Consider the following 25,322-nt stretch of genomic DNA (forward strand, 5'->3'; position numbering starts at 1 on the left):
TTGTAAAAAAAATTATCAAATCAATTGCTTGAGTTTTGGTATCAAAAGCTATGAACAATTAGAGTTCCATCCCATTCCTAGTTGCAATGTCCTTCATTATATCAAATAGTGTATATTTCTCTAACTCTAACTCCATTTCAAGTTGAACTGAATGCAATGGGGCGACCAACGCAAGATTAATGACCGAACCGATTTTGCATTTCGGATTAACCTTATGATGCAGATCAAAAAATGCTTCATCAGATTGTACAGCATCAAATATTACTCTTAATGATATGTCTTCCGGTGATTTTAGCAACTCAACACCACCTACACCCGCACGGACGTTTATCAGTCCTGCTGTTTTAAGCAGAGCGTTTATTCTTCTAATTACAACAGGATTCGTGTTAACGCTTAATGCAATTGCTGCAGAAGTAGGCTTTTCATTATATAATAGTGGCGCTAATCCAACAACTGCCAAAATATGTATTGCAACTGGAAATTTTGTATTTATTCTCATTTTGCCCTCTTAATTACATTTGTAACAATTGTAATTACACAAAGCCCTTTATCAAGTATCATACGCATATTCTTAAAGAATAATATTCGGATGAATTAATTTTGTGACTTCAATCCATTTTTATTAATAGCAATTGTAATCTTTATTGTTACATCAATAAGTAAAAAAAATTCACTTTCTACGCTACTTACAGATCGACAATTAGCACTAATTAGCCATTGCCTCCAGTTGTAACTATTATAATTACATCGCAGGTAATTGTCAATACAAATTTTAGTTTTTTTGAAAACCTTTTGATTAAAGGAAGACTATGGAAAGTGTTCCTTTAATCAAAGGCTTGCAGCAATAAAATCTTACCTTTGGTATGTGGCAGATTGCGACATAACTCAGCAGCAAACAGTACTGTCTGTTTCACATGTCCCATTTCTAAGGAATCCGGAAAAAGAAAAGGAAATGCTGAGCGAAGGATGTCTGAAACCTGTACCAGCTACATTAGTGCCATTCCCAAACCAAACCGAACCCATTTTTGGTGCTGCAAAATCAAGAAAGAGCTGTTCGGGCAATTTTTCTCCAGGGATTCTTTTATTTGTCCCAATATATAAGACTCATTCATTTTTTCTGGCGGCAAAGGGGCATCCTTTAACATTTCCGGATTATTTTTAAACATAACATCCCATAAATCATAATGGTGCGGAATTACTACTTTAGGATTTATGGCTTTTACAAGTGCTGCAAACAACTGCTGATTCTGTTTCGGGCTTACATGCATGATGGCAATATCATTATTTTTATAATGTTCCATACGGTGCACTTGTTCATCCGTGGTCATACCGCCCCATACGGCAACGGTAGTACCATCGGACGCGGTGATTTTATAATTCAGCATTTCCAGGGAGCCATACCACATGGCATCATCCTGTACTCCGTCATGGGTCAGGTTTCCGCCCTCCATATAATAGCTTCCTCGCTTAGATTCCGTATGGCGGCCGGATATTGCCTCAATTTTCACATCGTCGAATTCATAGGTCTCACCGCCCCTCACCCGGTAAAGTTTTTCCACATTCAGATGCTTTAGCCGGCAGAGGGGTTCCGCAGACAGATCCCCCACAAGAATCCGGGCATCCGGAAACCTTCTTTGTATCTCTCCAATGCTGTGCCCATGGTCAAAATGTATATGGGTCAATAATACATAATCCACCCGTTCAAGAGACTGAACTTCTAACGGATAAATTTGAGCGCTATCCAACCATGGATCCACTAAAAGATGAGCTCCTCCCGGCAGGATGAGTTCAAATCCTGCATTGTTGATCCACCGCAATGAAATACCTGAACGAAACATCTGAATCATTTTATGAAACCTCCTTTATATTCTTCACTACTTCTTTTCCCATCTCGTCCGTACTGACCAGAATTCTACCGGAAAGCCAGATGTCTTTTGTAGAGCATCCGTCTGAAAGAGCCTTTTCTACCGCTTTTTCCAGAGTACAGGCTTCCTCCTCAAGCCCAAAGGTAAAACGAAGCATCAGGGCTGCCGCTCCTATCATTCCGATCGGATTAACAATCTGCTTTCCAATGATAGATTCATCTGGATGATGAAGCTGATTGGGGGTGTAAATTCCCCTGCCATCCTTTGCCAACTCGGCCGAAGCGTAAAGACAGGGCGTCCCTGTCATCTGAGTACCTTCATCTGATATGATATCTCCAAACAAGTTCGAGGTAACGATCACATCAAAGCTCCACGGTGATTCCATAATTTTCATGGCCGCAGTATCGATATAGCAATGGCTTAGGGAAATCTGCTGATACCTGTTTCCGGTATCCTGAATGGTCTTTCTCCAGAGCCTGGAACTTTCCAGTACATTGGATTTATCTAGGCTCACTACGGCTTTTTTCCTTTTTTGAGCCAGGTCAAAGGCAATTTTTGCCGTATTCCTTACGATTAGTTCGTTATAGTATTCATATTCATATGCTTCACGCCCATGTAATCCCAGTGACGTGACTTTTTCGGAACATAATACGCCGCCTGCAATGTCCCGCACAAAGACGAAATCCAGCCCCCGGCTAGTAATCCGCTCTTTTAACGGGGACAATTCAGAAAGATCTTTATAAAGACGTACCGGCCTGATATTGGTCGTCACATCAAGCTCTTTCCGAAGGCGCATGAGTGCATATTCCGGCCTTTTTTCCAAAGGCAGATTACGGTATTTGGAGAGTCCCGTATTTCCGAACAGAACAGCAGATGCCTTCCGGCAGGCAGACAGGGAATTCTCCGGCAACGGGTTATAGAATGCCTCTATTGCCTCTCCCGAGGCCACAACCTGTTGTAGATTCAGTTTGTGACCATAAAGGCTGCAAACCTCTTTTAAAGCTTCCAGGGCCGGTTTCATCATTTCAGGTCCCACGCCATCACCTTTAATTACCGCAACATCCAGATTCATTTCTCATCATTCACCTTTCTCGGTCTGCCTTCTTCGTCCACAGCAACAAAGACAAAGACCGCTTCGGCCGCAATATCTTCCTGTCTGTCAATCAGTACCCTGATTCTGACGCGCAGAGAGGTATTCCCCACAGAGATCACCTCTCCCACAATATCTATGTACTTTCCCACTGGAATCGGTGTCCTGAATGCCGCCTCCTCCATGGCTACCGTAACCACCTTGCCTCCATCATAGCGGGCCGCAGCAATTCCTGCGATCTCGTCCATCCAGCTAAAAAGCTTCCCTCCGAACAAAATACCGTTTCCATTATCCATGGAGGGCATAACAGCCCTCGACATCTTCGTGACTATCATATAAAACCCTTTCTTCTAAAAACAGCTTCGGTTAATCAAAGGAATCAGGATCTTCTGCATGGGCCTCATGACCCTGCCCACCAGAACCGCACAGATCACCGTCCCTTCCCGTATACCTTCCACACCGTCAAGAAATATTAAAGACAATACAATACCCAGAAACACGACCAGACAATCCATCAGTACTTTTACATCATGAAACGGCTTGTCCTTAAACATCTTTTCAGCTATGGCATGAGTCATTCCCTCCATCGGCATGTACACCAGCTTTGCATTCATATACAGGCATACTCCTGCAGAGACGAACAGAATGCTAACCGCCAGCATAAGCAATTTTCCAAAATAGGTTTGTATAGTAAAATCGCCTACTAACCACTTAGCCATGTCTACAAAATAGCCAAAAAGGCCAGTGAATAAAAGCTGCGTCAGATTAATCAGGCGGAACTCCTTTCGCAGAATAAGAATCTGCACCAGAATGTACATTGAAAAGACAGCGGTTACACAGTTTCCCATATCCGCTCCGGTGACCAGACTGATCACAAAGGGAAGAGAATTAACAGGGGACACTCCAAGGCCGGAATTAACAGAAAACGCCACACCAAGAGCAAGGCTCATAAGCCCCGCTCCATAGATCAGCACCCTTTTTATAGATTTTAAATTTTTCTTATGCATCTTTCCCCTCATGCTGGCGGAAAGCCATTCCATACCGGCTCACCGGTATATGTCTTTGCCGCCTCCTTTCCTTCCAGTACCCGGATGGCTCCCGCTGCCAGAGCTTCCATTTCAAACTCCCCTGCCATCTCCTCTATGGGAGCCAGGAATGACAGCATCTCCTTTAAAGAGCCTACGACGTATGGATCATAGGAGATCCCGCCGGTAAGGATGACTGCATCCACTTTTCCATGGAGTACCGCAGCCATGGCCCCTGCGGTTTTACCGATCTGGTATATCATGGCATCATAAATCAGCTTAGCATAATGATCGCCTTTTTTCATCATCTCCTCCACCGCTCTGGCATCCGAGGTATGTAAATGATCAACAAGCCCTCCGGTCTTCGTAACCTTGTCCCGCATTTCTTTTTCTGTATACTTACCAGAAAAGCACATGCCGATTACATCTTTTACAGGAAGCTGCCCACAGCGGGTAGGAGCCATAGGGCCGTCACCGTTTGCGATATCATTGGAGTCCACCATTCTGCCCTTTTCATGAGCCGTCACGGAAATACCTCCTCCAATGTGACAAATGATCAGATTCAGATCCTCATAGCGTTTCCCCCTCTTCTTACCAAAACGGATTCCGATTTCTTTCTGGTTTAAGGCATGAATCCGGCTTTCCCGGTAGATGCCCTTTAATCCGGTTACCCTGGCCACATCTGTGAATTCGTCTACATCCGGCGGATTTACCACAAAGGCCTTCCCTCCGTATTCTCCGGCAAAAGCATCCGCAAGCTGAGCTCCCAGAGTGGCCGGGTGCTTTACCGTATAACCGATTCTGGCGTGTTCAAGAAGTTTTTCACCTATTTCATAAACACCGCCTTCTATATTTACCAGGCCACCGCCTCTTGCAGAAAAGGCCGCTACTCCTTCTAACGTCTGTCCCGCCTCTTCAAGTTCTTTTAAAATCATTTCCTTCCGGTAATCAAACTGGTCGCTGATTTCTTTAAACTCAGAAAGCTTCACGGCATCATGGGATACATTTTTAGAAAACACTGCCTTTTCTCCTTCAAACATGGCGATTTTCGTTGATGTAGAACCTGGATTGATGGTAAATACTTTATATAAATTCATATCTTTTCGTTCCTTTCTTTTTAAAATAGGCATGGCAGTAAAATTTGACTGCCATGCCCTCTTATATTCTTTGGCAAGAAATTGATTATAATAATTAAATCTTAATGAAATAACGGATACAGAAGGCCGATCCAGATTACCATCAAAGCGCCTCCGATACGCGTTGAAATGGATGCAAAAGCCAGAAGGTTCATGCGGTTTGCAGCTGATAACACAGCCAGGTCGCCGGAACCTCCGATGTTGCAGCAGCAAAGTCCTGCTGTGACGCCGGCCTCATAGGACCAGAGGCCTGCCAGACGTCCAAAAATCATAGCTCCGATCAGTGCACCGAGCACTCCCAAAAAGATGACTACAAACGCACCGATGCTGAAGAACTCTGCCAATGTCTCAAACTTTAAGGAATTGACACCGATACCGGCAATTAACATCGGGAGCAGTGCTCTTAATGCAAAATTCATGGAATACACGCAGTTATCTGCAATTTTATCCGGAAGAATTCCGGTACATTTAATGATGATGCCCAATATGATCGTCCATGCAAGACCCGGAATTACACTTAAACCTGGCAGGCTTCCTAGGATATTTCCTAACAGATAGAGACAGAAACTCATGAAAATACCGGAACCCAGGGCCGCGTAATCTGCAGATGTGGCCGGACGCTTTTCACCTTCCGTAACAACAGAAGCACCTGTCTTTCTCAAAATATCTCCGTTGCCGTTCAGTCCTTTCATTTTAGAAGTAACAGCACCGCCAACCGCTGCCAGAACGACTGCCAGAACATTTGCAATGGAAGCATAACACAGAAATTTACCGGCCATAGGCGTCATATCAGTCCCTGATAAACTGCTGTAAAGAGCCGGAAGCGTAGTCATAGCTCCGCCGGACCCGCCGGACATACAGGGAGCCCCGATGAAAAAGAGCGCATCCGATACGCCATATCCTGTTATTAATCCTCCTAACATACAGAATCCCAGCGCAAATACCTGGCTTCCCAGAATAGTAGGCAAATATCTTGCGGTGGCCCCCAGAAGCACTTTCCTGTCCATTACAAGAATGGAGCCTACCAGCAGCATTGCGATATAGGCATCCTGGAAACCGCCACCCATCAGCACCTTAGTACCATTTACCAGCTCTTTAGGAACCAGTCCCAAAAAATTGATGAAAGAGGCTCCCAGCAGAGGCAGAAGGCATGCACCTCCCAGATAATTATTTACAATGGGAATGGTGTTTCCGAGCCAGAAGAACAGTCCGCCTATAGCCATTAAGAAAGCGATTGTCATAATGAAGCTGGTTGCCATATAAGTTCCTGCATCATTGGAGTAAATCTTAACAGTTGGCATAAAGCCAAAATAAACGCTTGCCATTACAACAACAAAAAACGGTATAAAATACTTTGCGGGCAGGCCGCATACATTAAACTTTAATTTTTCTCCCATGAGTGTATCCCCCTAATTGTTTTTTCCTATCAGCGCAGCTAATACGATTGACATATATTTATCATCTGCTTTTGCAGCTCTTGACACAAGAAGCACAGGAACCTTCGCTCCCAACACGACTCCCCCAGTCCGCCCTCCCCCGATAACAGTAAGGGTCTTAGCCGCAATGTTTCCGCTTACAATATCAGGTACTACTAAAAGATCCGCATCTCCGGCAACAGGGCTGTTATATCCCTTAATATGTGCTGATTCCGGGTCCATGGCCAGATCCAGGCTTATGGGGCCTTCAATCAGACAGCCCTCTACTCCCTCTGCCTTGATCTCAGCCGCTTCAACGGTTTCCTTCATCTTCGGATTCACCTTTTCAACCGCCGCCAGGACAGCTACCTTTGGCTCCTTCACCCCCAGAGCATGAAATGCTGAAACCGCATTCTGAATCGCGGCTTTTTTCTGCTCTTTTGTAGGATAGGTAAGCAGGCCTACATCAGTAATGGCAAAAACTTTATGATAGTTGGGACTTTCCATAAATGCCACCAGACTCATGGTATCGTTACACCGGATCCCATGATCCTTATTGACCAGAACCTTCATGAGTGCGCCTGTTTCTATCTTTCCCTTCATGATACAGTCCACGTCTCCTGCTCTGGCCATATCTGCTGCTTTCTGGACACAGGCGGAGGCATCTTCCATATGGATAATTTCTATACCTTCTCCTGTCGTTCCCAGCCCCTCCAGAATATCTCTGATTTCCGGCTCATTTCCAATTAACACCGGAGTTATCAGACCATCTCCAGCTGCATGAACAACTGCTTCCAGAGTATGTAAATCCTGTGCAGGGGTAATAGCAACTCTTCTTTTTTCAGGCATTGCCTTAAGCTGCTCTTTTAAATGTTCAAAATCCTTAATCATTTTTTTCCTCTTTCCTATAAAATACTTCTAGGATCTGATATAACTCCGGCAATTGCCGTGGCTGCCGCCACCGTAGGGCTGCTCAAGTAGCTCAAAGTTTTTTTCGTTCCCTGGCGTCCGATGAAATTCCTGTTTGCCGTCGAAAGTATTCTTTCATCATCGGTCATCAGGCCATAAGGCATTCCGCAGCACAGACCGCAACAGGGATGGGAAATTACCGCTCCTGCTTCGATAAAAGTCTTGATATACCCCAGATCAATTGCTTCTTTAAAGACCTTATTTGTTGCAGGCACTACCACAAAACGGAGCCCTGGAGCAACTTTCTTTCCTTCCATTATTTTCGCCGCAATGGCCATATCTTCTATGCTTCCGTTGGTACAGCTTCCCAGATACACTTCATCAATTTTCGTACCCAGCACTTCGTGCAACGGATGGACATTATCCACGCCCTGAGGGCAGGACAGCTGCGGCTCCAGTTCCTCAACATCATAAGTGAGGACCTTTTCATAAATGGCATCTTCATCCACCCGGATCCAGTCGATTTTAGAAAGAGGCATGTCGTAATATTCTGCAGTCTTTTCATCTGCTTCAAACAGACCACACTTCGCCCCTGCCTCAAGAGCCATGTTAGCTACGGTAAAACGGGACATCATGCTCATTTCACTAGCCGCCGGTCCGGTAAATTCAAGAGACTTATACTGACCTCCGTCTGCTTTGATGTCTCCAAGAATTTTTAAAATAACATCCTTGGAAAGCACGCCTTCCGGCAAATGACCATTCAGTACAATTTTGATGGCGCTTGGGACCTTGAACCACAGCTCCCCGGTGATCAGTGCTGCTGCCATCTCTGCAGTACCGATTCCGCTGCAGAAATTCCCGGCTCCTCCGTAGGTAGTTGTATGGCTGTCGGTAGCCGTAGCGATTTCCCCCGGCTTTGCATAACGCTCTTCGTGCATGATACTATGGCAAATGCCTTCGCCGATATGGAGCTTTTTAATCCCATATTTTTCAGCCAGTGAAAGTCCTGCATCATAATGTTCGGAATCATTTTTAGCTACCGCAGTCGGCATACAGTGGTCCCATACAATGGTAACCTTATCCGGATCGTCGATGGATTCCGCTCCCATCTTATTAAGCGTATCCAGCAGATAAGGCGTGTAAATATCGTGGATCATGAACATATCCGGTTTCGTGATCACAATATCTCCAGGTTTCACATGCTCTTTCCCTGCATTCTTTTTTAAAAGCTTCTCCACCATGGTGTATCCGCTTTTATTGCACTGTTCCCTGGAAAGAGGCGTTATATTAAGCTTTTTAACTCCTTCTTTCAAACGCTTTTTGGTATCTTCGATCAAGCCTCCGTTGGAAACGATGTTGAATAGGTTTTCCGGCACTTCTCCTACGGAAAAGGTATGGCCGTTAACGCTTACCGTACGGCCATCCACATCCACCGTTACGATATCTCCGCCTTCGCACACCTCCTGGATCCCGTCACACTGTAAGAGTAGGATTCCGCTGTTAAAAGCATTTCTGAAAAAGATTCTGGCAAAGCTCTTTGCTATGATGCATCGCACTCCATTATGGGACAAGACCGTAGCCGCCTGCTCCCTGCTGGAACCGCAGCCGAAGTTGGTGCCTGCCACGAGAATATCTCCAGCCCGGACCGTGGATCCGAACTCTGGCTTTAACAGCTCGAACGCATATTTTTTCATCTCTTCTATGGTCGGAATGGTTCCGCGCTTTCCGGGAATAATGGTATCGGTATCAATATCATTCCCAAACTTCCATATTTTCCCGCTGAATTTCTTATCCATGTAACAGCCTCCTTAAATCTTCTTTGTGGTGGAAGCTGCTATAACAGATTCAACAGAAGCGGTATAAATCTCTGCATCTTCACAGCCCATTGCACCAGAAAACGTATACAAACCAGTTGTCAGCAGCTTTTCACCATGACCCATTGCACCAGCTCCCTGAGGTACGACGCTGTGATCACCGGCTGCACTAATTTGTGCGCCATAGTCGATAAACTTCGTAATAATCCCTTCTTCCATAGCCTTTAAATAATCCTGGCTTGTGGCCGGGCATACAGTCAGGCGGAAGCCCAGGGTCAGCTTTCTGCCTTCAATCAGGGCTGCTGCTTTCCTTAACTCCTCAATGGTACCGCCTGTGTATCCCCCGATCTGTCCTGCTTGAAGCTCCATGCCTTCCAGGGAAGCTCTCTCTCTGATTTCTGCTTCCCCCTGTTTGCCCCGGCTTTCACAAGGCATCATTACCATGGAATTCACCTGGTCAAGGCAAAGGATCCGGCTGTTCTCCGGCTGTTCCTCTGTGACAGATACCGTATAAGCACCGGATATACATGCCGCGGAGCAGAGAACCGCTTTTTCATGGTCCTCCAGAGAAGGGCAGTAAAATTCAATGGCCTTTCCTGCAATCCCGGCATTCTCCTTCAGAAAAGCAAGCGCTCCATCCAGGATGCTTACGCCATCCTTTAATTTTCCTGTAACAGAGACAAAGACAGTCTCGGGAACAATGACGCTGTAGCGTCCGGTTTCCACCGCGCGGGCCAGTTCCGGAATGCTTACACTGATACCAAGCGTGCCCTTCGCACCAAATATGCCCTCATGGGAACCGCCTCCCAACACAATCTGGCCGGGTTTTACAACTTTATCAAACATATACTGGTATCCAACTCCCTCAGCCTGCACATAGTGGCAGCCGTTCTTAAGCGCAAACTTCAGATTTTTCCTTAAAACGGCGGCTGCTTCCGGACTGCCGGTTGGAACATCATGATCATAAATGACCCAAACCTTGTCCTGATTTGCCACAGTGGATATCCGATCCACTGCGGCATGTGAAACACCGTCATTGATTACCAGATAATCCGGTGTAACCGTAACGACGGCTCCTGCCGGTTTCCCCATGATTTTTTCAACAAACGTACTCATACCAATCTCCTCACTGTGCCAGTGCCTTATATTTGGCATATCTGGCCTTCGCCTCACTTTCAGTCCTTGCAAACAGGTTTTCTGCCTCTTCCGGAAAAGTCCTCTCTAATGAAGAGAACCGTACCTCTCCCCGGAGGAACTCCCTAAAGTCGCCTGCAGGTTCCCTGGAATCCAGAATAAACGGATTTTTTCCTTCTTCTAAAAGAACCGGGTTATAACGGTAAAGCTGCCAGTATCCGACCTCCACGGCTTTTTTGATTTCGCTCTGCACTTTACTCATACCGCAGCGCAGTCCATGGCTGATGCACGGAGCATAAGCAATAATAATGGAAGGACCGTCGTAGCTTTCCGCTTCCAGAACTGCCTTTAAGAACTGGGACTGGCTGGCTCCCATGGCTACCTGTGCCACATAAACATCACCATAGCTCATGGCCATCATTCCTAAATCCTTTTTCTTTCTCTGCTTTCCTGCTGCCGCAAACTGAGCCACGGCACCTGTAGGAGTCGCCTTGGAAGCCTGCCCTCCTGTATTGGAGTAAATTTCCGTATCAAACACCAGGATGTTCACATTGGCCCCGGAAGCAATTACATGATCCAGTCCGCCGTAACCTATGTCATAAGCCCAGCCGTCACCGCCGAACATCCAGACGGATTTCTTAGTCAGATGCTCCGTATTCGCTTTGATTTCAGCCATCAGCTCCCGTTCTGTCTCTGCCGGAGCATAAGAATCCAGGGCTGCCTTTAAGTTTTCACCAGACTCTTTGGAAGCTGCGGTCTTATCGAAGTTTTCCAGCCATTTCCCGGCTGCCGCCTTAAGCCTTTCATCTCCGGTCTTTTCCACCAGTTCCGTTACATGCATCTTAAGCTTTTCTCGCTGCTGCTCTACGGACAGCCAGATGCCCATACCGTATTCCGCATTATTCTCAAAAAGAGAACCGCCTACAGCAGGACCCTGACCTTTTTTGTTGGTCGTATATGGGAAAGATGGGAAACTGGTTGCCCAAACCTGGGAGCAGCCTGTAGCTGTTGCCACATACATTCTGTCACCAAAAAGCTGAGTGATTAATTTGGCATATGGTGTTTCACCGCAGCCTGGACACGCACCTGGGAATTCCAGCAGAGGCTGTTCAAACTGGCTTCCTTTTACCGTATTCACGCCCAGAGGATTTTCCTTATCTGATAAAGCAACTGCGTATTCCCAATTTTTCTCTTCGTTCCTGTGCTCATCAAGGGGCTGCATGTTAAGGGCCTTTTCCTTAGCCGGACAGACATCTGCACAGCTTCCGCAGCCGGTACAGTCTAATACTGCGGTCTGAATACGGAACTGATAGCTATCCATGCCTTTCCCGTTTGCCTTGATCATTCCGAAGCCTTCCGGAGCATTTGCAGCCTCTTCCTCATTCATAAGGAAAGGACGGATCGTGGCATGTGGGCACACATAGGAACACTGGTTGCACTGGATGCATTTACTGCTGTCCCAGATGGGAACGTTTACCGCAATCCCGCGTTTTTCATATTTGGAAGTTCCCTGAGGCATGGTTCCATCCGCCGCATCTCTAAACTCGCTGACCGGAATAAAATCACCGATCATTTTGTTGACCGGAATCTGTATGTTCTTGATCCATTTCGGAAGGGATTCATCCACTGTTTCTTTTTCAACCGGAAGGTTTGCCCAATCCGGTGAAACCGTCACCTCCTTTACCATCTCTATTCCCTTATCAACAGCGGCGTAGTTCATGTTAATGACCTTCTCGCCTTTTTTGCCATAGGACTTTAAAATGGCCTTCTTCATATAATCCGCTGCTTCCTCAATGGGAATGATTCCAGTGATCTTAAAGAATGCTGCCTGTAAAATGGTATTGGTCCTGCTGCCCAGTCCCAGTTCCTGAGCAATGCCCGTGGAGTCAATGGTATAAAGGCGGATCTTTTTCTTTGCCGCCGTCTTCTTAAACGACGTGGTCAGATGGGAATCGAGTTCCTCTTCCTTCCAGTCACAGGCAATAAGCACGTTTCCGCCCTCTCTTACATCGGTCAGGATATCGTACTTATCCAGATAGGATTTATTATGGCAGGCTACAAAATCCGCATTCCTAACCAGATAAGTGGAACGGATGGGTTGTTTTCCGAAACGTAGATGAGATCTTGTAACACCGCCTGATTTCTTACCGTCGTATTCAAAATATGCCTGAACATTCAGGTCCGTATGGTCACCGATTATCTTAATGGTATTTTTATTGGCGCCTACGGTTCCGTCTGAGCCAAGTCCCCAGAACTTACAGCTTACGGTTCCTTCCGGAACTGTACTGACTTCTTCTCCATAGGGCAGGGAAAGATTGGTCACATCATCGTTGATACCGATTGTATAATGGTTTTTCGGCTCTTCCACCTTCATATTTTCAAACATGGCAATCACCTGAGCCGGGGTGAAATCCTTTCCAGCAAGACCATAACGGCAGGCATAGACAGAAACGTTTCTTCCGGATTCCAGAATAACGGAGCACACATCTTCATATAAAGGCTCTCCTACGGCCCCCGGTTCTTTTGTCCTGTCACCGACCGTAATTCCCTTAACGGTTTCCGGAAGCTGGCTTAAGAAATATTTTGCTGAGAAGGGACGGTATAAATGCACCTCCATGTAGCCGACCTTTTCACCCTTCTTAATTAAATAATCCACAGTTTCCTGTACACAGCCTGTGGCGGAGCCCATCCCTACAATTACAACTTCTGCATCCTCTGCGCCATAATAATTGAATGGCCTGTAGTCACGTCCGGTCAGTTCATTGATATTATTCATATATTCCGCAACAATATCCGGAAGTTGATCGTAATATTGGTTGCAGGCCTCACGGCTCTGGAAATAGGTATCGGAATATTGTCCGGTAGTACGTAGTACGGGATGCTCAGGATTTAAAGCATTCTTTCTGAATTTCTCCAGTTCCTCCCAATCCACCAGTTTTGAAAGCTCCTCATAATCCAGACAATCCACCTTCTGAATCTCATGGGAAGTGCGGAATCCATCAAAAAAATGTAAGAATGGTACATGCCCCTTTATAGAAGCCAGATGGGAAATCACACCCAGATCCATGGCTTCCTGAACGCTGGAAGAAGCCATCAGGGCAAAACCGGTCTGCCTGCATGCCATTACATCGGACTGCTCCGCAGAAATGGAAATGGCATGTGCCGCCACATTTCTGGAAGCCACATGGATCACTCCCGGTTTTAGCTGTCCTGCAATCCGGTACATGGTAGGGATCATCAGCATAAGTCCTTGGGAAGCCGTATAGGAAGTTGCCAGAACTCCTCCATCCAAGGCTCCGTGCATGGCAGATACAGCCCCGCATTCTGACTGCATCTCAACCAGTCTCACCTGTTGACCGAAAATATTCTTCATACCGTTTGCAGACCATTTGTCAACCAACTCTGCCATCGGCGAGGATGGGGTAATCGGATATATCGCTGCCACCTCTGTAAATGCATAAGACGCATAGGCCGCTGCTTCATTCCCATCCATAGTTCTCATCACTGAACCCATTTTTACTCCTGCCTTTCTTTTATATCTGTCTCCCCTGTTAGAGAGGCAAGTTCATTATTAATATATTACAAGTTTATCGTTTTAGTTTATCGTTATTCCTATAACCAAATAATAGTTTATCGTTTTATCATTGTCAACTGATTATCTGTCATTTGTTTATTTTTATATATTATTCATATATTTATTTTATTTTTTTGTGCATTTTTATATGTGTCCAGATTTTCACTTGACTTTTCAAATATGGAAACGTATGATTATAATTAGTAAGCGTTACTAAATAAAAAAGATTGGAAGTGATTCTAATAGCTACTATCAAAGATGTGGCAGAGTTAGCTGGAGTATCAGTCACTACTGTTTCTATCATAATCAACGGAAAAACCTTGGAACGAAGAATATCTGAAACCACAAAAGAGCGGGTCCTGTCTGCAATGAACCAGCTAGGTTATCAACCTAATTTGAGTGCAAGAAGATTGCGTTACAGCGATGAAAAAAAACCTACTATTGCGTTTTACTGGCCTATCGATTACCGAATTAACATTTTGGCTTCATTTTTAAATTCAATTCAAAAAGAGCTTAAGGTAATGAACTTTGACTGTGAACTTGTTGTTCAGACGTATGAGAATGACAATTTGCAAAAGAACGGCTCTGTAATCAGTAAAAACAATTACAATGGAATCATTATCGGAGCCACTTCCTCGCAAGATGTAAAATACCTTGAATATTTATCCCCTCAAATACCTATAGTGCTCATTAACAGAAACTCAGATAAATTTTCAACCGTATATATCGACTCCAAAGAAGTTGGGTTCCAGGCTGCCTTACTCTTACGCCAAAAGGGTTATAAAGAAGCCACTGTTATTGCATCAGACCATACTTATGTAGCTACCGGGACCCGTACTCAGGCATTTCTTTATGCCTGTTCACAACTGGGAATCAATGTCCAATCCAAACATATACTTCGAGGAAACAGCACCCTTGCCGGAGGCATGGAAGCAGCAGAGCTTTACTGCAATCTGGAAAATCCTCCTAAAATCATATTTTTTGAATCGGACTCCATGGCACTGGGCGCTCTTTATACTTTTCATAAAAGATGCATACGAATTCCCGAAGATCTTGAGCTGCTTACAATTGCCATGCTTGATCAGGAAAATACGCACTATTCAATCCCGTCCTTAAGTGTTATTCAGATGCCAAATGAAGAGATCTGCAAAAAAGCAGTCGATATTCTGATTCATTCTATGGAACGATCGAATTTTATACCGGTTCATGTTTCCGTGACTCCCAAGGTAATTCTACGAGAAAGTTTTAATTTATAAATTTACAAAAAACAGCGTACAAATATGATGCGCTGTTTTTTCTTACACTTGACAAAGGTAATATTGTCGTGTAAGATTGGATTATCGTTTTAGTTTATCGTTTTAGCAATTTCCTATCTATGAATCCTGAATACCTAAATAGGGATCAAAATATGCGAAAAGGATGTGATACTTTGTTCTGGAACAGGAAGAACCAGATACCCACCGGAATCGGTGCGGCAGATTTTGCTGGGGCCGGAAGTCCCCTTAAATTTAACAGTGTGGAATTTCGGGATGGACAGCAATCCCTGATTGCGACCAGAATGACAACTGAAGATATGATTCCTCTGCTCTCTCGCATGGATGCAGTCGGCTACGACAGTATGGAGATGTGGGGCGGTGCGACCTTTGATGTGGCTATCCGTTTTTTAAAAGAGGACCCATGGGAAAGAGTTCGTACATTTAAGAAATATGTAAAAAAGACTCCATTAAAGATGGTTCTGCGCGCTCAGAATCTTGTTGGTTATAAAGCCTATCCTGATGATATCGTGGAAAAATTTATTGAAAAAGCTGCTGAAGCTGGAATAGATATTTTTCTTATTTTCGATGCTCTTCAGGATTTAAGGAACTGTGAATCTGCTTTTCGCGCAGTTAAAAAAGCCGGAAAAAAAATTGAAGGTTCTGTTCAGTATAATATAAGTCCTTTCCATACCACAGAAGTATTTGTTCAGAATGCGTTGGAACAGGAACACATGGGAGCCTCACTGATGCATGTGGAAGATATGGCGGGTCTCATGACTCCTAATGCTGCATATGAGCTAATCTCTGCTCTTAAGAAAGCATTAAAAATCCCGGTTCATCTTCACTGCCACTGTACCGGCGGAATGGCTGAAATGGCCTATTGGGAAGCCATCCGGGCAGGTGTCGATGGACTTGACGTATGCGTATCTTCCATGTCAATGGGTCCTGCCCATCCTCCTATTGAAAGTTTTGTTTCGGCATTAAAGGGGACCAGCCGGGATCCCAAAATTGACGTAGGTCAATTCAAGTCGATAAACAAGGACTTTATTGATATTAGAAAGAAATATTCAAATTTTGAGACGAAACTCATAGGCGTGGATGTGGGGTGTCTTGAACATCAGATCCCTGGAGGCATGTTATCAAACCTGGAAAGCCAGCTTTTCGCTATGAAATTGTATGACCGCCTTCCGGAGGTTTTAGAGGAAGTTACCCGAGTCCGAGCTGACATGGGATATCCTCCGCTGGCAACCCCGTCCAGCCAGATGTGCGGTGCACAGGCTACCACCAATGTTCTTACCGGGAACCGTTATTCCATGGTCAGTAAGGAAATTAAGGATTATTGCCGTGGAATGTACGGTATGCCCCCTGGCCCTGTAGATCCGGTTCTTTTAGAAAAAGCACTGGGAGAAGAGATACCCTCCACAAAAAAACCGGCAGATTTACTTGAGCCCGGCTTTGAAAAAGCTAAAGCAGAGTCCAGCTGTTTAGCACGTACGGAAGAAGACATTTTAACTCATGCACTCTTCCCTAATTACGCGCCTGATTTTTTTAAGGTAAAATACGGTCTTTGAATTGCTAACCAGAAAGGAACTAAAATAAGTGAAGCAAAAAAATGCTGAAAAATTAAAGCGTTCCCAGGACATCCTGGGAGAATTAAAGGAGGCACGGGGAGGTTCCCTGTTAGAATCTCATCAGGTTATGGGAAACGACCCGAATTTAATAAATGCTTTCCTGCAGCAGTATTTAAACTGCAATAAAAACGATGTGAACATACCGAAAAAATACCGGGAACTCATTGTTATGGCCATCGGAATGGCCACCGGGACCCAGACAACCACAAAGGTTCATGCTGACCTGGCCATAAAGAACGGAGCTACGATTGATGAAATATTTGAAGTAATCCGAATTATATTCTTTACCTGCGGGGTAACAAAACTTCTTCCCGCACTTGAGACTCTGGGTGATCTATTTGAACCCGTTGATTTATAATAAAGCTATTTACTAATTCTTCCTAATATAAATCCAAATGTGAAAAGAGAAAGCGGCACAATGCATTTTACTGCATGCCGCTTTTCCTTATACGAAAATTAGGTTTCAGACAGTGATATAATTTAAATTCCCAACTACTCTGATTCCCATCCGTTCAACATATTCTATATCAATATGGTCATAGCTATTCGATCTGATCCCTAATCAGCATAGTACAGACATTTAACCCATATTCATGTATTCAATTAACTTTTTTCCGGTTTTTGAGAGCTCTTCCAACATTTTTGTCACCTGACTGTTATCTATAGCCTGACTTTCCGAAATGGACTTACACTATCTCGTACTAGGAAACATATCCACCAATTTTTAGGTTTACGTGAACCCCGTCAATTATCTTTCACATTATACATCGTGTTGTATTGTGATAATAGCTCCAGCTCTACCTGTTTATAATTATCGGTTACGTAGAAATAAAGCTTTACTGAATTTCCAGCATCATAAGCTTTCATCACAACCTTGTTCATTTTACAATTTGTACACTGTCCACCTACAAAGCAGTTCCTTGGTGAAATGTTCCCATATCCCGTATTAAACCTCTGTGCAAAGTCTGCTGTCTCACCAATGTAAACTATCTCATCCTGTATTACCCACAGATATACACCAGCGATGCCGGAAGCTTTTATCTGAAACTTGCAAAAGGCACCGCTGCCATATTGGTGCAAAGGCAGGTTCTTTTTATTGTTGTAATCCTGCTGCGGATAAAATGCTACCGCTTTACCACCGACATTCTCCGGTATCAGTTCTTGCACAAAATCAAATCGGTGCCCACATACCATCAGATGAACTTCATTAGGTTGCATCTTCATATCACTAGCTGTTTTCTTTGGCGCAGTTTTCTTCACGCTCACCGGACAAACCAGTGCTCCACCTTGATGGTTCTTCTTATAATATCTTACTGTGACCGTAGCACCTTTGCCGCTTGGTGGTGCGCTGATGACTTCATCATCACCAGCCATCCGTTTATACATAACATCACAGCAGATTACCATTTTGTGATTTCTTCCGGGATATCCTCCGACATCTCTATGAATGTCACCTGATGTCAGTTCTATAAAAGAGAACGTCATGTTAGCAATTCTACGATCAATGTACTGTTCAAAAAGTTCTCGCATACTGCCCTCCTTAAACCTAGTTCGTCTATCTACACTCATAAATCAAGATTATGATAATAACTAACTTAAAAAAAATTATTATTCTTCAACCATTGTATAGATTTCTCAGTGTCTTCTAAACTATTTGTTTCAATTAACCATGTACTATTTTGAGAATGTTTTTCCAACGCCATACATATCTCCATAAAGTCTATAGTTCCACTTGAAAAATCTAAGTGTTGGTCAGAAAGTCCATTATTATTGTGTAAATGTACGAAACTTATTTTTTTATTTAAGTGTTCTATCCATTTTAATACAGGAGTACTAGAATTACAGTTGGCATGACCCACATCCAAACAAATACCTAACCTCTTATCATTTACCGTTGAAATAACTTCAGAAACTATATCTGGTGAATGTTCAAACTGATTTTCTAGATGAATTGTAATGCTTTCATCTTTTTCCCTTAGAAATTCGTCAAAAAATAATGCAGCTCTTTTTATCCAATTAGACGGTATACTTGTTCCAGGTATATACCCATGATGAAGAATAATATTAGGGCATTTCAATAATTTTGAAATATTGTAAGCATTTTCAAATCGCTCCATAGTAGCTGATCTTATTAGTTTATCTTTGCTGCCCAAACACAAGTCTTTGTATGGTCCATGCATTGAGACAATATTAATATCATGATACACTATTAAAGTTTTATTAACCTCTTCACAATAATCATCATAAACATCAGTTTCGGAAAAAGCATCAATATTTACTGATATACCATATTTTTTACATAGCATTGATACTTCTTCAGGTTTAGATCCATCACATAAAACTATTTCTTTCATAGCTCATGACCTCCTTTTCTGATTAATACCAATGGGAAGCAACAGCATAGCCAGATTTGAATTTGTTTAATCAGCACTTTCTAAATAAAATATTTCTTTTCCTTTTTGTTTAGCATATTCTATTTCTTTTTTTACACTTTCTCCAATATAACCATCAACATTTACAACAAAAATTGCATCTGACAAATCGATTTTTATTCTATGTAATTCACCTAATGTATCTTTTTCATATTCTGTTAAATCTCTATCCATAACGTGAGGTATAATTCCTATTACAGCATATTCATTCTCTAATTCTAATCTTTCAGACATCTCTTGTATTTTATTCCAAAACCTTACTGATCCACATAATGTTACTACCTTTCTCTTCACAACTATTTCTCCTCGTCTGTTCATCATTAATATAATGGGAAGTTGTAAAAAGCATTTAATCAAGCCCATAATAGTTCTTAAATTCTTCAATAACTTCATCTTTTCTGAACTCTTGACCTATATTTTTTACTATATATTGTTTCATCTTTTCTAAACCTTCTTTATTATTTAAATAAAGCAGCGTTTTATTATATCCAGCCCCACATAAATACACAGTATCAACCATACATCCAGTATCCATATTCAACATTTTGGCTTTCCAAATAAGTTCACAATCTTTTACATTTCCAATTGAAAACAATAAAAAGCATAGTATCCTAAGGCACTCATGGCTTTCTGAAAATAATTCATTATCAATTTCTTCAATTAATAATTTTCTGATCTCATCCCTGTATTCTTCTTTTGGATAAACCCCATACCTATTAATTAATAACTCTTCTCTATCCATAATCTCACCCTTTGAAAGTTCGTTTTAAGTCATCAGACGCGCAGTCACATTATCCATTTGCTTAATAAATATAATGGGAAGTTCAGAATCCCATGCAAATTGGGATTTGTCATTGTATATCTAATTGCATAAATATTGCTGAAGATGCTGGATTGTCATTATATCTTTCGATATCATAAAATCCATAATACTTATACATTTTAATTGCTTTTTCCATAAAAGGAAACGTATCAAGTCTTATATGTTGATAGCCAATTTCTTTTGCATCAGAAATAACCTGTTCCATAAGTTTCTTTCCTATATGCTTTCCTCGATTACCCGGTCTGACATATAAGCGTTTCACTTCGCAATACTCATCGTCATCTTTTTTTAACGCAACACACCCTACAAACTTATTGTCAATGCTTGCAATATATAATCTTCCTTCTGGCAAACCATATTTTTCTTCAAGCTTATTTTTCTCATCACCATAATTCTGTGATTTCAAACACTCAGCAACATCTTCATCGTCTGCTAAAATACTATCTGTATATTCATTAAACAATTGAAGTATTTCATCTTTTTCCCTATATGCCAATCTAACTATTACATCCATATTAGTACCTCTCTAAATTCAAATTTCTATGTTACTATACACAGTTCAATACTTTATAAATATAATGGGAAGTCACATAAATTGCGCAGTTTGCTCAAAAGGGGAAGCTAACCACATTCTTTCTATACCTTCGGAAACAAAGGTGAGCTATTTATTTAAATTGTTGCTTAGAAAAATCTTTACATTGGTTTAAGATTTTTATTTAACCGTTCAATCATCCACGAGAGACGTTTATTGCGTCCAGCATCAGTTTTTGCATCAAAATATGCTCGTGTATAAGTCTTTTTTACAGATGGAGACATTGCGAGAAAATTAGTGTAGGCTGGTTCATGTTCTTTCAATAAATCCGATATAACCTCTATTTGTTCATCCGTAATTACGGGAGGTTTAGGCGTGTCCCATTGGCCGTTTTTCTTGGCTTCCTCTATTTTCGCTCTGCCGTAATCGGTCATTATTCCTTGTTTTTCAAGCGTTTCTACTAACGTCTTGTTTTTTTCTGACCATTTACTGTTTTTCCCTCGCATAGAGAAATATTTTATGTAGGATTTATCGTCAATACTTTGCATTTGACCGTCAATCCAGCCAAAACAAAGGGCTTCTTCAAGCGCCTCGCTTGCTTTTATAGTTTTGGGCCCACCTGACTTGCCGAATAACACCCAAATACCGCCGCTCGACAAGCAATTATCTTTCAACCAGTTTCTAAATTCATCCCGCAAAGCAAATTGTAAATACTCATTCAAAATATCACCTCCCAATAATAAATAATGTGAATCAAGTTTGACTTCCGACTTATAATCTGACTTAAAATCATATATGAAAGCTATTTTGCACACGTTTTATATAAGAACCGCCCATAGAAATTGAATACCCACAGCGTCTCTGCTTCCTCAAGATTGTTCATATGATAAAGATAAAGTTGCCAGCACATATCTAGCTGAAATAATATATTCTCTTTCATGATTATGCCTCTCTGTTTATAGCTTACAATGTAAGTCAATACTACACTATTTGCATAATTTATACTCTTCTATCCATCCTTCATGCCATATGTTATACTGGCTGTTACTATTAATCTGTTCAATATATTCTCCACGCTTTTTTGGCGAAGCAACATATCGAAAACGAAGTTCATTCACTCCATTACAAATTTCTGAAAGTAAAGTCTTTGTAGTGCAATGTACAACAATATCCTTTAGCGTAAAGTATGATAAGACTTCTTCTTTCTTATAATTTTCAAGTACCCATACAACATCATTTCCCGATACTGATGCCAAAAACCGTTTTTCTTTAATAATCGTCATTATCTCTTCCCAAGTTGCTTCATCACTAAAATAGAAATCTCTTCCGTTATCAAAACAATCATCACCCATACAAACACTATCTCTTGTAAAATGTATCTTCGTAGCGATACCCCCTTTTGTTAATTACTATTGGCTGTGTGGTTTATTATACTTTTTGCATAGAAGCCCAAAGATTTACAACTTTTTTATAGGTCACAGGTTTTTTAATATGATGCTTTAATTCAGTCCTATCCTCATCCTTAAGGTAATAATACACAACTGAATTAATTCGGGGATTATTATTAATCAGCAAAAACAGATGCTCATCATTTGCTGGAGCCAATCCTATTATCTCCAGCTGACCGCTGATTGTTTTAAAGAGTTCTTCCTTATGTTTTGTATCTGGTTTAATTAATTCCCCATACTTATCTAACCAGGACCAGCTCATAATTGTATCACTATATATGTGATTCATATTAGGGATCTTCTTTGATATCAATTCTTTACATGCTAATTCATAAGCATTATAATACAAACTTGTAACATCATATTCAGGTGCTAGTTTTTCGAACTCTCCATGCAGATGATATACGTTGTCTGCGCTCCCTAATACTTTTTCTAAATCCTTTCCATTTCCATAAGCATGAATAAACCATCAACCTGACTTCTATATTTACCTGCTTTTATTTGATCAATTACTCTAACCAACCCCTTTAACAATCCAAGTTGCTCATCTATTGACAAGCTATTTTCAGTTAGAGCTATGTATTTTCCTGCTCTGATATTTTCAATGACTCGATTCAATATGGCAGAATTAGAATAAACATTGACTCCACCAAATTGAATATTAATACCATTTCCGACTAATAAATTTCGTTCCATGATTTGTCCCCTTTTTTTGCATAGTAAGCCTCTCTATTTCTTATTTCTGGAATTTATATTTTCAATCTCTCATTGCTATTTATCCATATAAACTAAATGACCAACTGAATTATTCCCATTATTGCTATAACATGCTTAATTTATTTTCCTTAATCCAAATTTTTCAAATTTAAAATTTATTGATAACCATTGTAAACCTTTCAAATGCAAATATTTATATAATATTTTTAAATTTAAATTTTTATAATACATACTTACATTTTATAACTTGAGTACTTTATTTATTTTATGTCAAATTGTAAAATAATTCAACTAAATTATGGTAATTTATTATTCGTTATCTACTTTTCACACATAATAAATCACCCATTTTTACATAACCTTAATAATGCTCCCTGTCATTTACAATCAGGACAAAAAAGGCACATTTTCAAAACGTACCTTTTTTCCAATGTATTTAGGCCTCAGGACTTATATCGATTTAGGAAGCTATAACTCGTTTCCAAGGCAACACCCCTGCCCTGCTGCAACACATGACAGCCCTCTTCAGTGATAATACGTATACCACAATTATGAGAATCTCTTTTGGCTTCTTACACTATCCATTATTTTCATTATTTCAATTGAATCGTTCCAACTCATAATTTCACTTTGAATTTTCCCCTCATTCATGCACTTTACTACTTCTCTAACCTGATACTCCATACCGTTTATTTCAAAAGGCATGTGTATTTTTTCTTCAACTCCATTAGTAAGAATATAAGCAGTATCTGCATTTGAAAATTTGGGGACACATATCCTCCCTTTCGTTCCAAGAATATTGGCAGATCTTATGGTATCAAGGTTTATAGCGCTATAAAGTAATGCCTGCTCTCCATCTTTATAAGATAAAATAACTGAAACGCTTTCATCTACTCCAGTTTCTCCGATAAATATATTACTACAGATATTTGTAGGAGTTTTACCAAAAATAAAAGAACTATAAGAAATATTATATACACCTACATCTAATAAGGAGCCGCCACCTAATTCTTTCTTAAATAGTCTGTTCTGTAGATCAAATTGTGCTCTAAATCCAAAATCTGCCTGTAATAGGCTTACTTTTCCTATTCTTCCTTCATCAATCCATTGTTTTATTTTTTGATTAACTGGTAGGAAACGGGTTTTCATAGCTTCCATAAAAAATGTTTTATACTCATTTGCAACACTAATGACTTCTTTTATTTCATTTTCATTCATTGCAACAGGCTTTTCACACAATACTGACTTGCCGTTTTTCAAGCATAAAATAGATATTTCTTTATGAAAGACATGAGGAACTGCAATGTATATAGCATCTATATCCTCGTCCTTCGTTAAATCTTCATAATTTCCATAACATTTATTTGGGTTAATTCCATACTCTTTACCAAAATTCTCTGATTTTTGCTTGTTTCTTGAAGCGACGCCTTTAAGTTCAACATCATTCATTTCCCTTAGTGTTTGAGCAAATTTATTGGCAATATTACCAAGTCCTATTATTCCCCAAGTTATTTTCCTCATCTATGTTCCTTCCCCTATTTTATCTGCTATTTACTACAATATATTTATGGATATAGTACCTGACTACCAGTCATGCCTATATCCATCTAATTGCTTAAGCTGTTTTTAGTGTACCATGTTTTAATGCTGTCGACTAGAAAATATTGACTGGAAGCCACTAAAATTCAGCAGAAAAGTCCAAGAGGTTTGATAAACTGTGACAGTGTGCGCCAATCTACTTATTGAGCCTGAGTCAAATCTTCAAACTTATCGTTTTAGGTTCATGAAGTTTGCCCAGAGTCTTGCCGTCTTTGATTCAGAAGGGCTATTGAACTTAAAACATTCTATATTTCATGAAAGACTCTTATACTATTCTGATGCTTACATAATCTTGATACAAGGTCCATGTCCAGAAGCTACAAACACAGGACTAAGTGTTTTCAAATCAGCAATCATTTTTTTTTGCATATCAAGGGTGGGAAGAGACTCTGCGCCACTGACACCCACCGCATCGTTCCAACTGGTTTCTAGAACTTGTCCATGGTTTTCTCCCATTCCAAACATCAAATCGCTGCTGAAAAAAATTCTGTTTTCCTTTTCCATAAACAGAAGGCCCTCCCACATATGCACCTCAGAGGGATAACTAATTATTTCAAAGTCAAAGTTACTTCCGGTGAAGAAGTCTCCCGGTTTTTTAATTTCAACATTTGCTGCAATTCCAAACCCTAATATTTGCCTTGCAGTCACTTCCGAACAAACAGCAATTGCATTTGGATACTCCTTTATAATCAGTGACAGACCTCCGCACTCATCCGCTTCAAAATGAGAAATTAAAATATATTTGAGTGAGCAGTCACCTAGTAACTCCTTAATCTTAGGTAACATGGCTTGAGCTTGTGTTACAGAGCCTGTTTGAATTAGGATGGGCTCATCCGTTAAAAACAGGTATTGGTGCATAGAAAGTTTAATTGGCTCAACAACATCCGTGAACTGATAAAGATTTGGATAAATCTGTGTCATT

At 41.3% G+C, this 25,322-nt stretch carries 25 protein-coding genes; 3 read left to right on the top strand and 22 right to left on the bottom strand.

Features of this window, described 5'->3' with window-relative positions:
* Window positions 1-58: 58 nt before the first annotated feature.
* The 11 genes from V7D18_RS03360 to nifJ form a co-directional block, all read right to left on the bottom strand.
* Window positions 59-499, bottom strand: a complete 441-nt coding sequence (locus tag V7D18_RS03360) for an Rrf2 family transcriptional regulator (RefSeq protein ID WP_426151435.1) — start codon at window positions 497-499, stop codon at window positions 59-61.
* A 487-nt stretch (window positions 500-986) separates the two neighbouring features.
* On the bottom strand, window positions 987-1,847 hold the full coding sequence (locus V7D18_RS03365; protein WP_426151437.1) for an MBL fold metallo-hydrolase: 861 nt from the start codon (window positions 1,845-1,847) through the stop codon (window positions 987-989).
* A gap of 1 nt (window position 1,848) precedes the next feature.
* Complete coding sequence (locus tag V7D18_RS03370; RefSeq protein ID WP_426151439.1) at window positions 1,849-2,937, bottom strand: isocitrate/isopropylmalate family dehydrogenase; 1,089 nt, start codon at window positions 2,935-2,937, stop codon at window positions 1,849-1,851.
* Window positions 2,934-3,290: an acyl-CoA thioesterase gene (locus tag V7D18_RS03375; protein WP_426151441.1), complete on the bottom strand. Its 357-nt coding sequence runs from the start codon at window positions 3,288-3,290 to the stop codon at window positions 2,934-2,936. The genes V7D18_RS03370 and V7D18_RS03375 overlap by 4 nt, the downstream gene beginning before the upstream one ends.
* A 15-nt stretch (window positions 3,291-3,305) precedes the next feature.
* Window positions 3,306-3,962: a YczE/YyaS/YitT family protein gene (locus tag V7D18_RS03380; RefSeq protein ID WP_426151443.1), complete on the bottom strand. Its 657-nt coding sequence runs from the start codon at window positions 3,960-3,962 to the stop codon at window positions 3,306-3,308.
* An 8-nt stretch (window positions 3,963-3,970) separates the two neighbouring features.
* Window positions 3,971-5,077 carry a butyrate kinase gene (gene buk, locus V7D18_RS03385; RefSeq protein WP_426151445.1) on the bottom strand — a complete coding sequence of 369 codons (1,107 nt, stop codon included), beginning with the start codon at window positions 5,075-5,077 and terminating at the stop codon, window positions 3,971-3,973.
* Between the two features lie 101 nt (window positions 5,078-5,178).
* A complete protein-coding gene (locus V7D18_RS03390) occupies window positions 5,179-6,513 on the bottom strand; it encodes a 2-hydroxycarboxylate transporter family protein (RefSeq protein ID WP_426151447.1) in 1,335 nt (444 codons plus the stop codon).
* A 12-nt stretch (window positions 6,514-6,525) separates the two neighbouring features.
* Window positions 6,526-7,422 carry a phosphate acyltransferase gene (locus tag V7D18_RS03395; RefSeq protein ID WP_426151449.1) on the bottom strand — a complete coding sequence of 299 codons (897 nt, stop codon included), beginning with the start codon at window positions 7,420-7,422 and terminating at the stop codon, window positions 6,526-6,528.
* A gap of 14 nt (window positions 7,423-7,436) precedes the next feature.
* Complete coding sequence (locus V7D18_RS03400; RefSeq protein ID WP_426151451.1) at window positions 7,437-9,236, bottom strand: aconitase/3-isopropylmalate dehydratase large subunit family protein; 1,800 nt, start codon at window positions 9,234-9,236, stop codon at window positions 7,437-7,439.
* A 12-nt stretch (window positions 9,237-9,248) separates the two neighbouring features.
* A complete protein-coding gene (locus tag V7D18_RS03405) occupies window positions 9,249-10,370 on the bottom strand; it encodes an aconitase family protein (protein WP_426151453.1) in 1,122 nt (373 codons plus the stop codon).
* A 10-nt stretch (window positions 10,371-10,380) separates the two neighbouring features.
* Window positions 10,381-13,902 carry a pyruvate:ferredoxin (flavodoxin) oxidoreductase gene (gene nifJ / locus V7D18_RS03410; RefSeq protein ID WP_426151455.1) on the bottom strand — a complete coding sequence of 1,174 codons (3,522 nt, stop codon included), beginning with the start codon at window positions 13,900-13,902 and terminating at the stop codon, window positions 10,381-10,383.
* A 293-nt stretch (window positions 13,903-14,195) separates the two neighbouring features.
* On the opposite strand from nifJ, the gene V7D18_RS03415 reads away from it, so the two are divergent.
* The 3 genes from V7D18_RS03415 (at window position 14,196) to V7D18_RS03425 (ending at window position 17,207) form a co-directional block, all read left to right on the top strand.
* Complete coding sequence (locus tag V7D18_RS03415; protein WP_426151457.1) at window positions 14,196-15,218, top strand: LacI family DNA-binding transcriptional regulator; 1,023 nt, start codon at window positions 14,196-14,198, stop codon at window positions 15,216-15,218.
* A gap of 152 nt (window positions 15,219-15,370) precedes the next feature.
* On the top strand, window positions 15,371-16,789 hold the full coding sequence (locus tag V7D18_RS03420) for a pyruvate carboxylase subunit B (RefSeq protein WP_426151459.1): 1,419 nt from the start codon (window positions 15,371-15,373) through the stop codon (window positions 16,787-16,789).
* Between the two features lie 28 nt (window positions 16,790-16,817).
* Window positions 16,818-17,207, top strand: a complete 390-nt coding sequence (locus V7D18_RS03425) for a carboxymuconolactone decarboxylase family protein (RefSeq protein ID WP_426151461.1) — start codon at window positions 16,818-16,820, stop codon at window positions 17,205-17,207.
* Between the two features lie 386 nt (window positions 17,208-17,593).
* On the opposite strand, the gene V7D18_RS03430 is transcribed toward V7D18_RS03425, so the two are convergent.
* From V7D18_RS03430 to V7D18_RS03480, 11 genes are all read right to left on the bottom strand, one after another.
* Entirely contained in the window at window positions 17,594-18,379 is a 786-nt protein-coding gene (locus tag V7D18_RS03430) for a GIY-YIG nuclease family protein (RefSeq protein WP_426151463.1), read from the bottom strand.
* Window positions 18,380-18,444: 65 nt separating this feature from the next.
* Complete coding sequence (locus tag V7D18_RS03435) at window positions 18,445-19,203, bottom strand: sugar phosphate isomerase/epimerase family protein (protein ID WP_426151465.1); 759 nt, start codon at window positions 19,201-19,203, stop codon at window positions 18,445-18,447.
* Between the two features lie 66 nt (window positions 19,204-19,269).
* Window positions 19,270-19,575: a hypothetical protein gene (locus V7D18_RS03440; protein ID WP_346064951.1), complete on the bottom strand. Its 306-nt coding sequence runs from the start codon at window positions 19,573-19,575 to the stop codon at window positions 19,270-19,272.
* Window positions 19,576-19,630: 55 nt separating this feature from the next.
* Window positions 19,631-20,023 carry a hypothetical protein gene (locus V7D18_RS03445; protein ID WP_426151467.1) on the bottom strand — a complete coding sequence of 131 codons (393 nt, stop codon included), beginning with the start codon at window positions 20,021-20,023 and terminating at the stop codon, window positions 19,631-19,633.
* Between the two features lie 109 nt (window positions 20,024-20,132).
* On the bottom strand, window positions 20,133-20,618 hold the full coding sequence (locus V7D18_RS03450; RefSeq protein ID WP_426151469.1) for a GNAT family N-acetyltransferase: 486 nt from the start codon (window positions 20,616-20,618) through the stop codon (window positions 20,133-20,135).
* Between the two features lie 179 nt (window positions 20,619-20,797).
* On the bottom strand, window positions 20,798-21,358 hold the full coding sequence (locus V7D18_RS03455; RefSeq protein ID WP_426151471.1) for a YdeI/OmpD-associated family protein: 561 nt from the start codon (window positions 21,356-21,358) through the stop codon (window positions 20,798-20,800).
* A gap of 264 nt (window positions 21,359-21,622) precedes the next feature.
* Window positions 21,623-21,988 (bottom strand): hypothetical protein, encoded by a 366-nt coding sequence (locus V7D18_RS03460; protein ID WP_426151473.1) that lies wholly within the window; start codon window positions 21,986-21,988, stop codon window positions 21,623-21,625.
* Between the two features lie 76 nt (window positions 21,989-22,064).
* Window positions 22,065-22,373, bottom strand: a complete 309-nt coding sequence (locus V7D18_RS03465; protein ID WP_426151475.1) for a hypothetical protein — start codon at window positions 22,371-22,373, stop codon at window positions 22,065-22,067.
* Window positions 22,374-22,516: 143 nt separating this feature from the next.
* The gene (locus tag V7D18_RS03470) at window positions 22,517-22,780 is read right to left on the bottom strand and encodes a hypothetical protein (RefSeq protein WP_426151477.1); all 264 of its coding nucleotides are present in this window, start codon (window positions 22,778-22,780) and stop codon (window positions 22,517-22,519) included.
* Window positions 22,781-23,350: 570 nt separating this feature from the next.
* On the bottom strand, window positions 23,351-24,322 hold the full coding sequence (locus V7D18_RS03475; protein ID WP_426151479.1) for a Gfo/Idh/MocA family protein: 972 nt from the start codon (window positions 24,320-24,322) through the stop codon (window positions 23,351-23,353).
* Between the two features lie 360 nt (window positions 24,323-24,682).
* A complete protein-coding gene (locus V7D18_RS03480) occupies window positions 24,683-25,321 on the bottom strand; it encodes a hypothetical protein (RefSeq protein ID WP_426151481.1) in 639 nt (212 codons plus the stop codon).
* Window position 25,322 lies beyond the last annotated feature (1 nt).

The sequence above is a fragment of the Lacrimispora sp. 38-1 genome, assembly GCF_049890855.1.
Classification (GTDB): domain Bacteria; phylum Bacillota; class Clostridia; order Lachnospirales; family Lachnospiraceae; genus Lacrimispora.

What these genes read in the sequence shown, in the direction of transcription:
- V7D18_RS03450 (WP_426151469.1), bottom strand. Translation starts at nt 20,618, where the DNA reads ATGGATGTAATAGTTAGATTGGCATATAGGGAAAAAGATGAAATACTT.
- V7D18_RS03390 (WP_426151447.1), bottom strand. Translation starts at nt 6,513, where the DNA reads ATGGGAGAAAAATTAAAGTTTAATGTATGCGGCCTGCCCGCAAAGTAT.
- V7D18_RS03395 (WP_426151449.1), bottom strand. Translation starts at nt 7,422, where the DNA reads ATGATTAAGGATTTTGAACATTTAAAAGAGCAGCTTAAGGCAATGCCT.
- V7D18_RS03470 (WP_426151477.1), bottom strand. Translation starts at nt 22,780, where the DNA reads ATGGAACGAAATTTATTAGTCGGAAATGGTATTAATATTCAATTTGGT.
- V7D18_RS03420 (WP_426151459.1), top strand. Translation starts at nt 15,371, where the DNA reads ATGCGAAAAGGATGTGATACTTTGTTCTGGAACAGGAAGAACCAGATA.
- V7D18_RS03365 (WP_426151437.1), bottom strand. Translation starts at nt 1,847, where the DNA reads ATGATTCAGATGTTTCGTTCAGGTATTTCATTGCGGTGGATCAACAAT.
- V7D18_RS03370 (WP_426151439.1), bottom strand. Translation starts at nt 2,937, where the DNA reads ATGAATCTGGATGTTGCGGTAATTAAAGGTGATGGCGTGGGACCTGAA.
- V7D18_RS03400 (WP_426151451.1), bottom strand. Translation starts at nt 9,236, where the DNA reads ATGGATAAGAAATTCAGCGGGAAAATATGGAAGTTTGGGAATGATATT.
- V7D18_RS03375 (WP_426151441.1), bottom strand. Translation starts at nt 3,290, where the DNA reads ATGATAGTCACGAAGATGTCGAGGGCTGTTATGCCCTCCATGGATAAT.
- V7D18_RS03480 (WP_426151481.1), bottom strand. Translation starts at nt 25,321, where the DNA reads ATGACACAGATTTATCCAAATCTTTATCAGTTCACGGATGTTGTTGAG.
- buk (WP_426151445.1), bottom strand. Translation starts at nt 5,077, where the DNA reads ATGAATTTATATAAAGTATTTACCATCAATCCAGGTTCTACATCAACG.
- V7D18_RS03380 (WP_426151443.1), bottom strand. Translation starts at nt 3,962, where the DNA reads ATGCATAAGAAAAATTTAAAATCTATAAAAAGGGTGCTGATCTATGGA.
- V7D18_RS03445 (WP_426151467.1), bottom strand. Translation starts at nt 20,023, where the DNA reads ATGGATAGAGAAGAGTTATTAATTAATAGGTATGGGGTTTATCCAAAA.
- V7D18_RS03360 (WP_426151435.1), bottom strand. Translation starts at nt 499, where the DNA reads ATGAGAATAAATACAAAATTTCCAGTTGCAATACATATTTTGGCAGTT.
- V7D18_RS03460 (WP_426151473.1), bottom strand. Translation starts at nt 21,988, where the DNA reads ATGGGTGATGATTGTTTTGATAACGGAAGAGATTTCTATTTTAGTGAT.
- V7D18_RS03430 (WP_426151463.1), bottom strand. Translation starts at nt 18,379, where the DNA reads ATGCGAGAACTTTTTGAACAGTACATTGATCGTAGAATTGCTAACATG.
- V7D18_RS03475 (WP_426151479.1), bottom strand. Translation starts at nt 24,322, where the DNA reads ATGAGGAAAATAACTTGGGGAATAATAGGACTTGGTAATATTGCCAAT.
- V7D18_RS03405 (WP_426151453.1), bottom strand. Translation starts at nt 10,370, where the DNA reads ATGAGTACGTTTGTTGAAAAAATCATGGGGAAACCGGCAGGAGCCGTC.
- V7D18_RS03435 (WP_426151465.1), bottom strand. Translation starts at nt 19,203, where the DNA reads ATGAAAGAAATAGTTTTATGTGATGGATCTAAACCTGAAGAAGTATCA.
- nifJ (WP_426151455.1), bottom strand. Translation starts at nt 13,902, where the DNA reads ATGGGTTCAGTGATGAGAACTATGGATGGGAATGAAGCAGCGGCCTAT.
- V7D18_RS03465 (WP_426151475.1), bottom strand. Translation starts at nt 22,373, where the DNA reads ATGAATCACATATATAGTGATACAATTATGAGCTGGTCCTGGTTAGAT.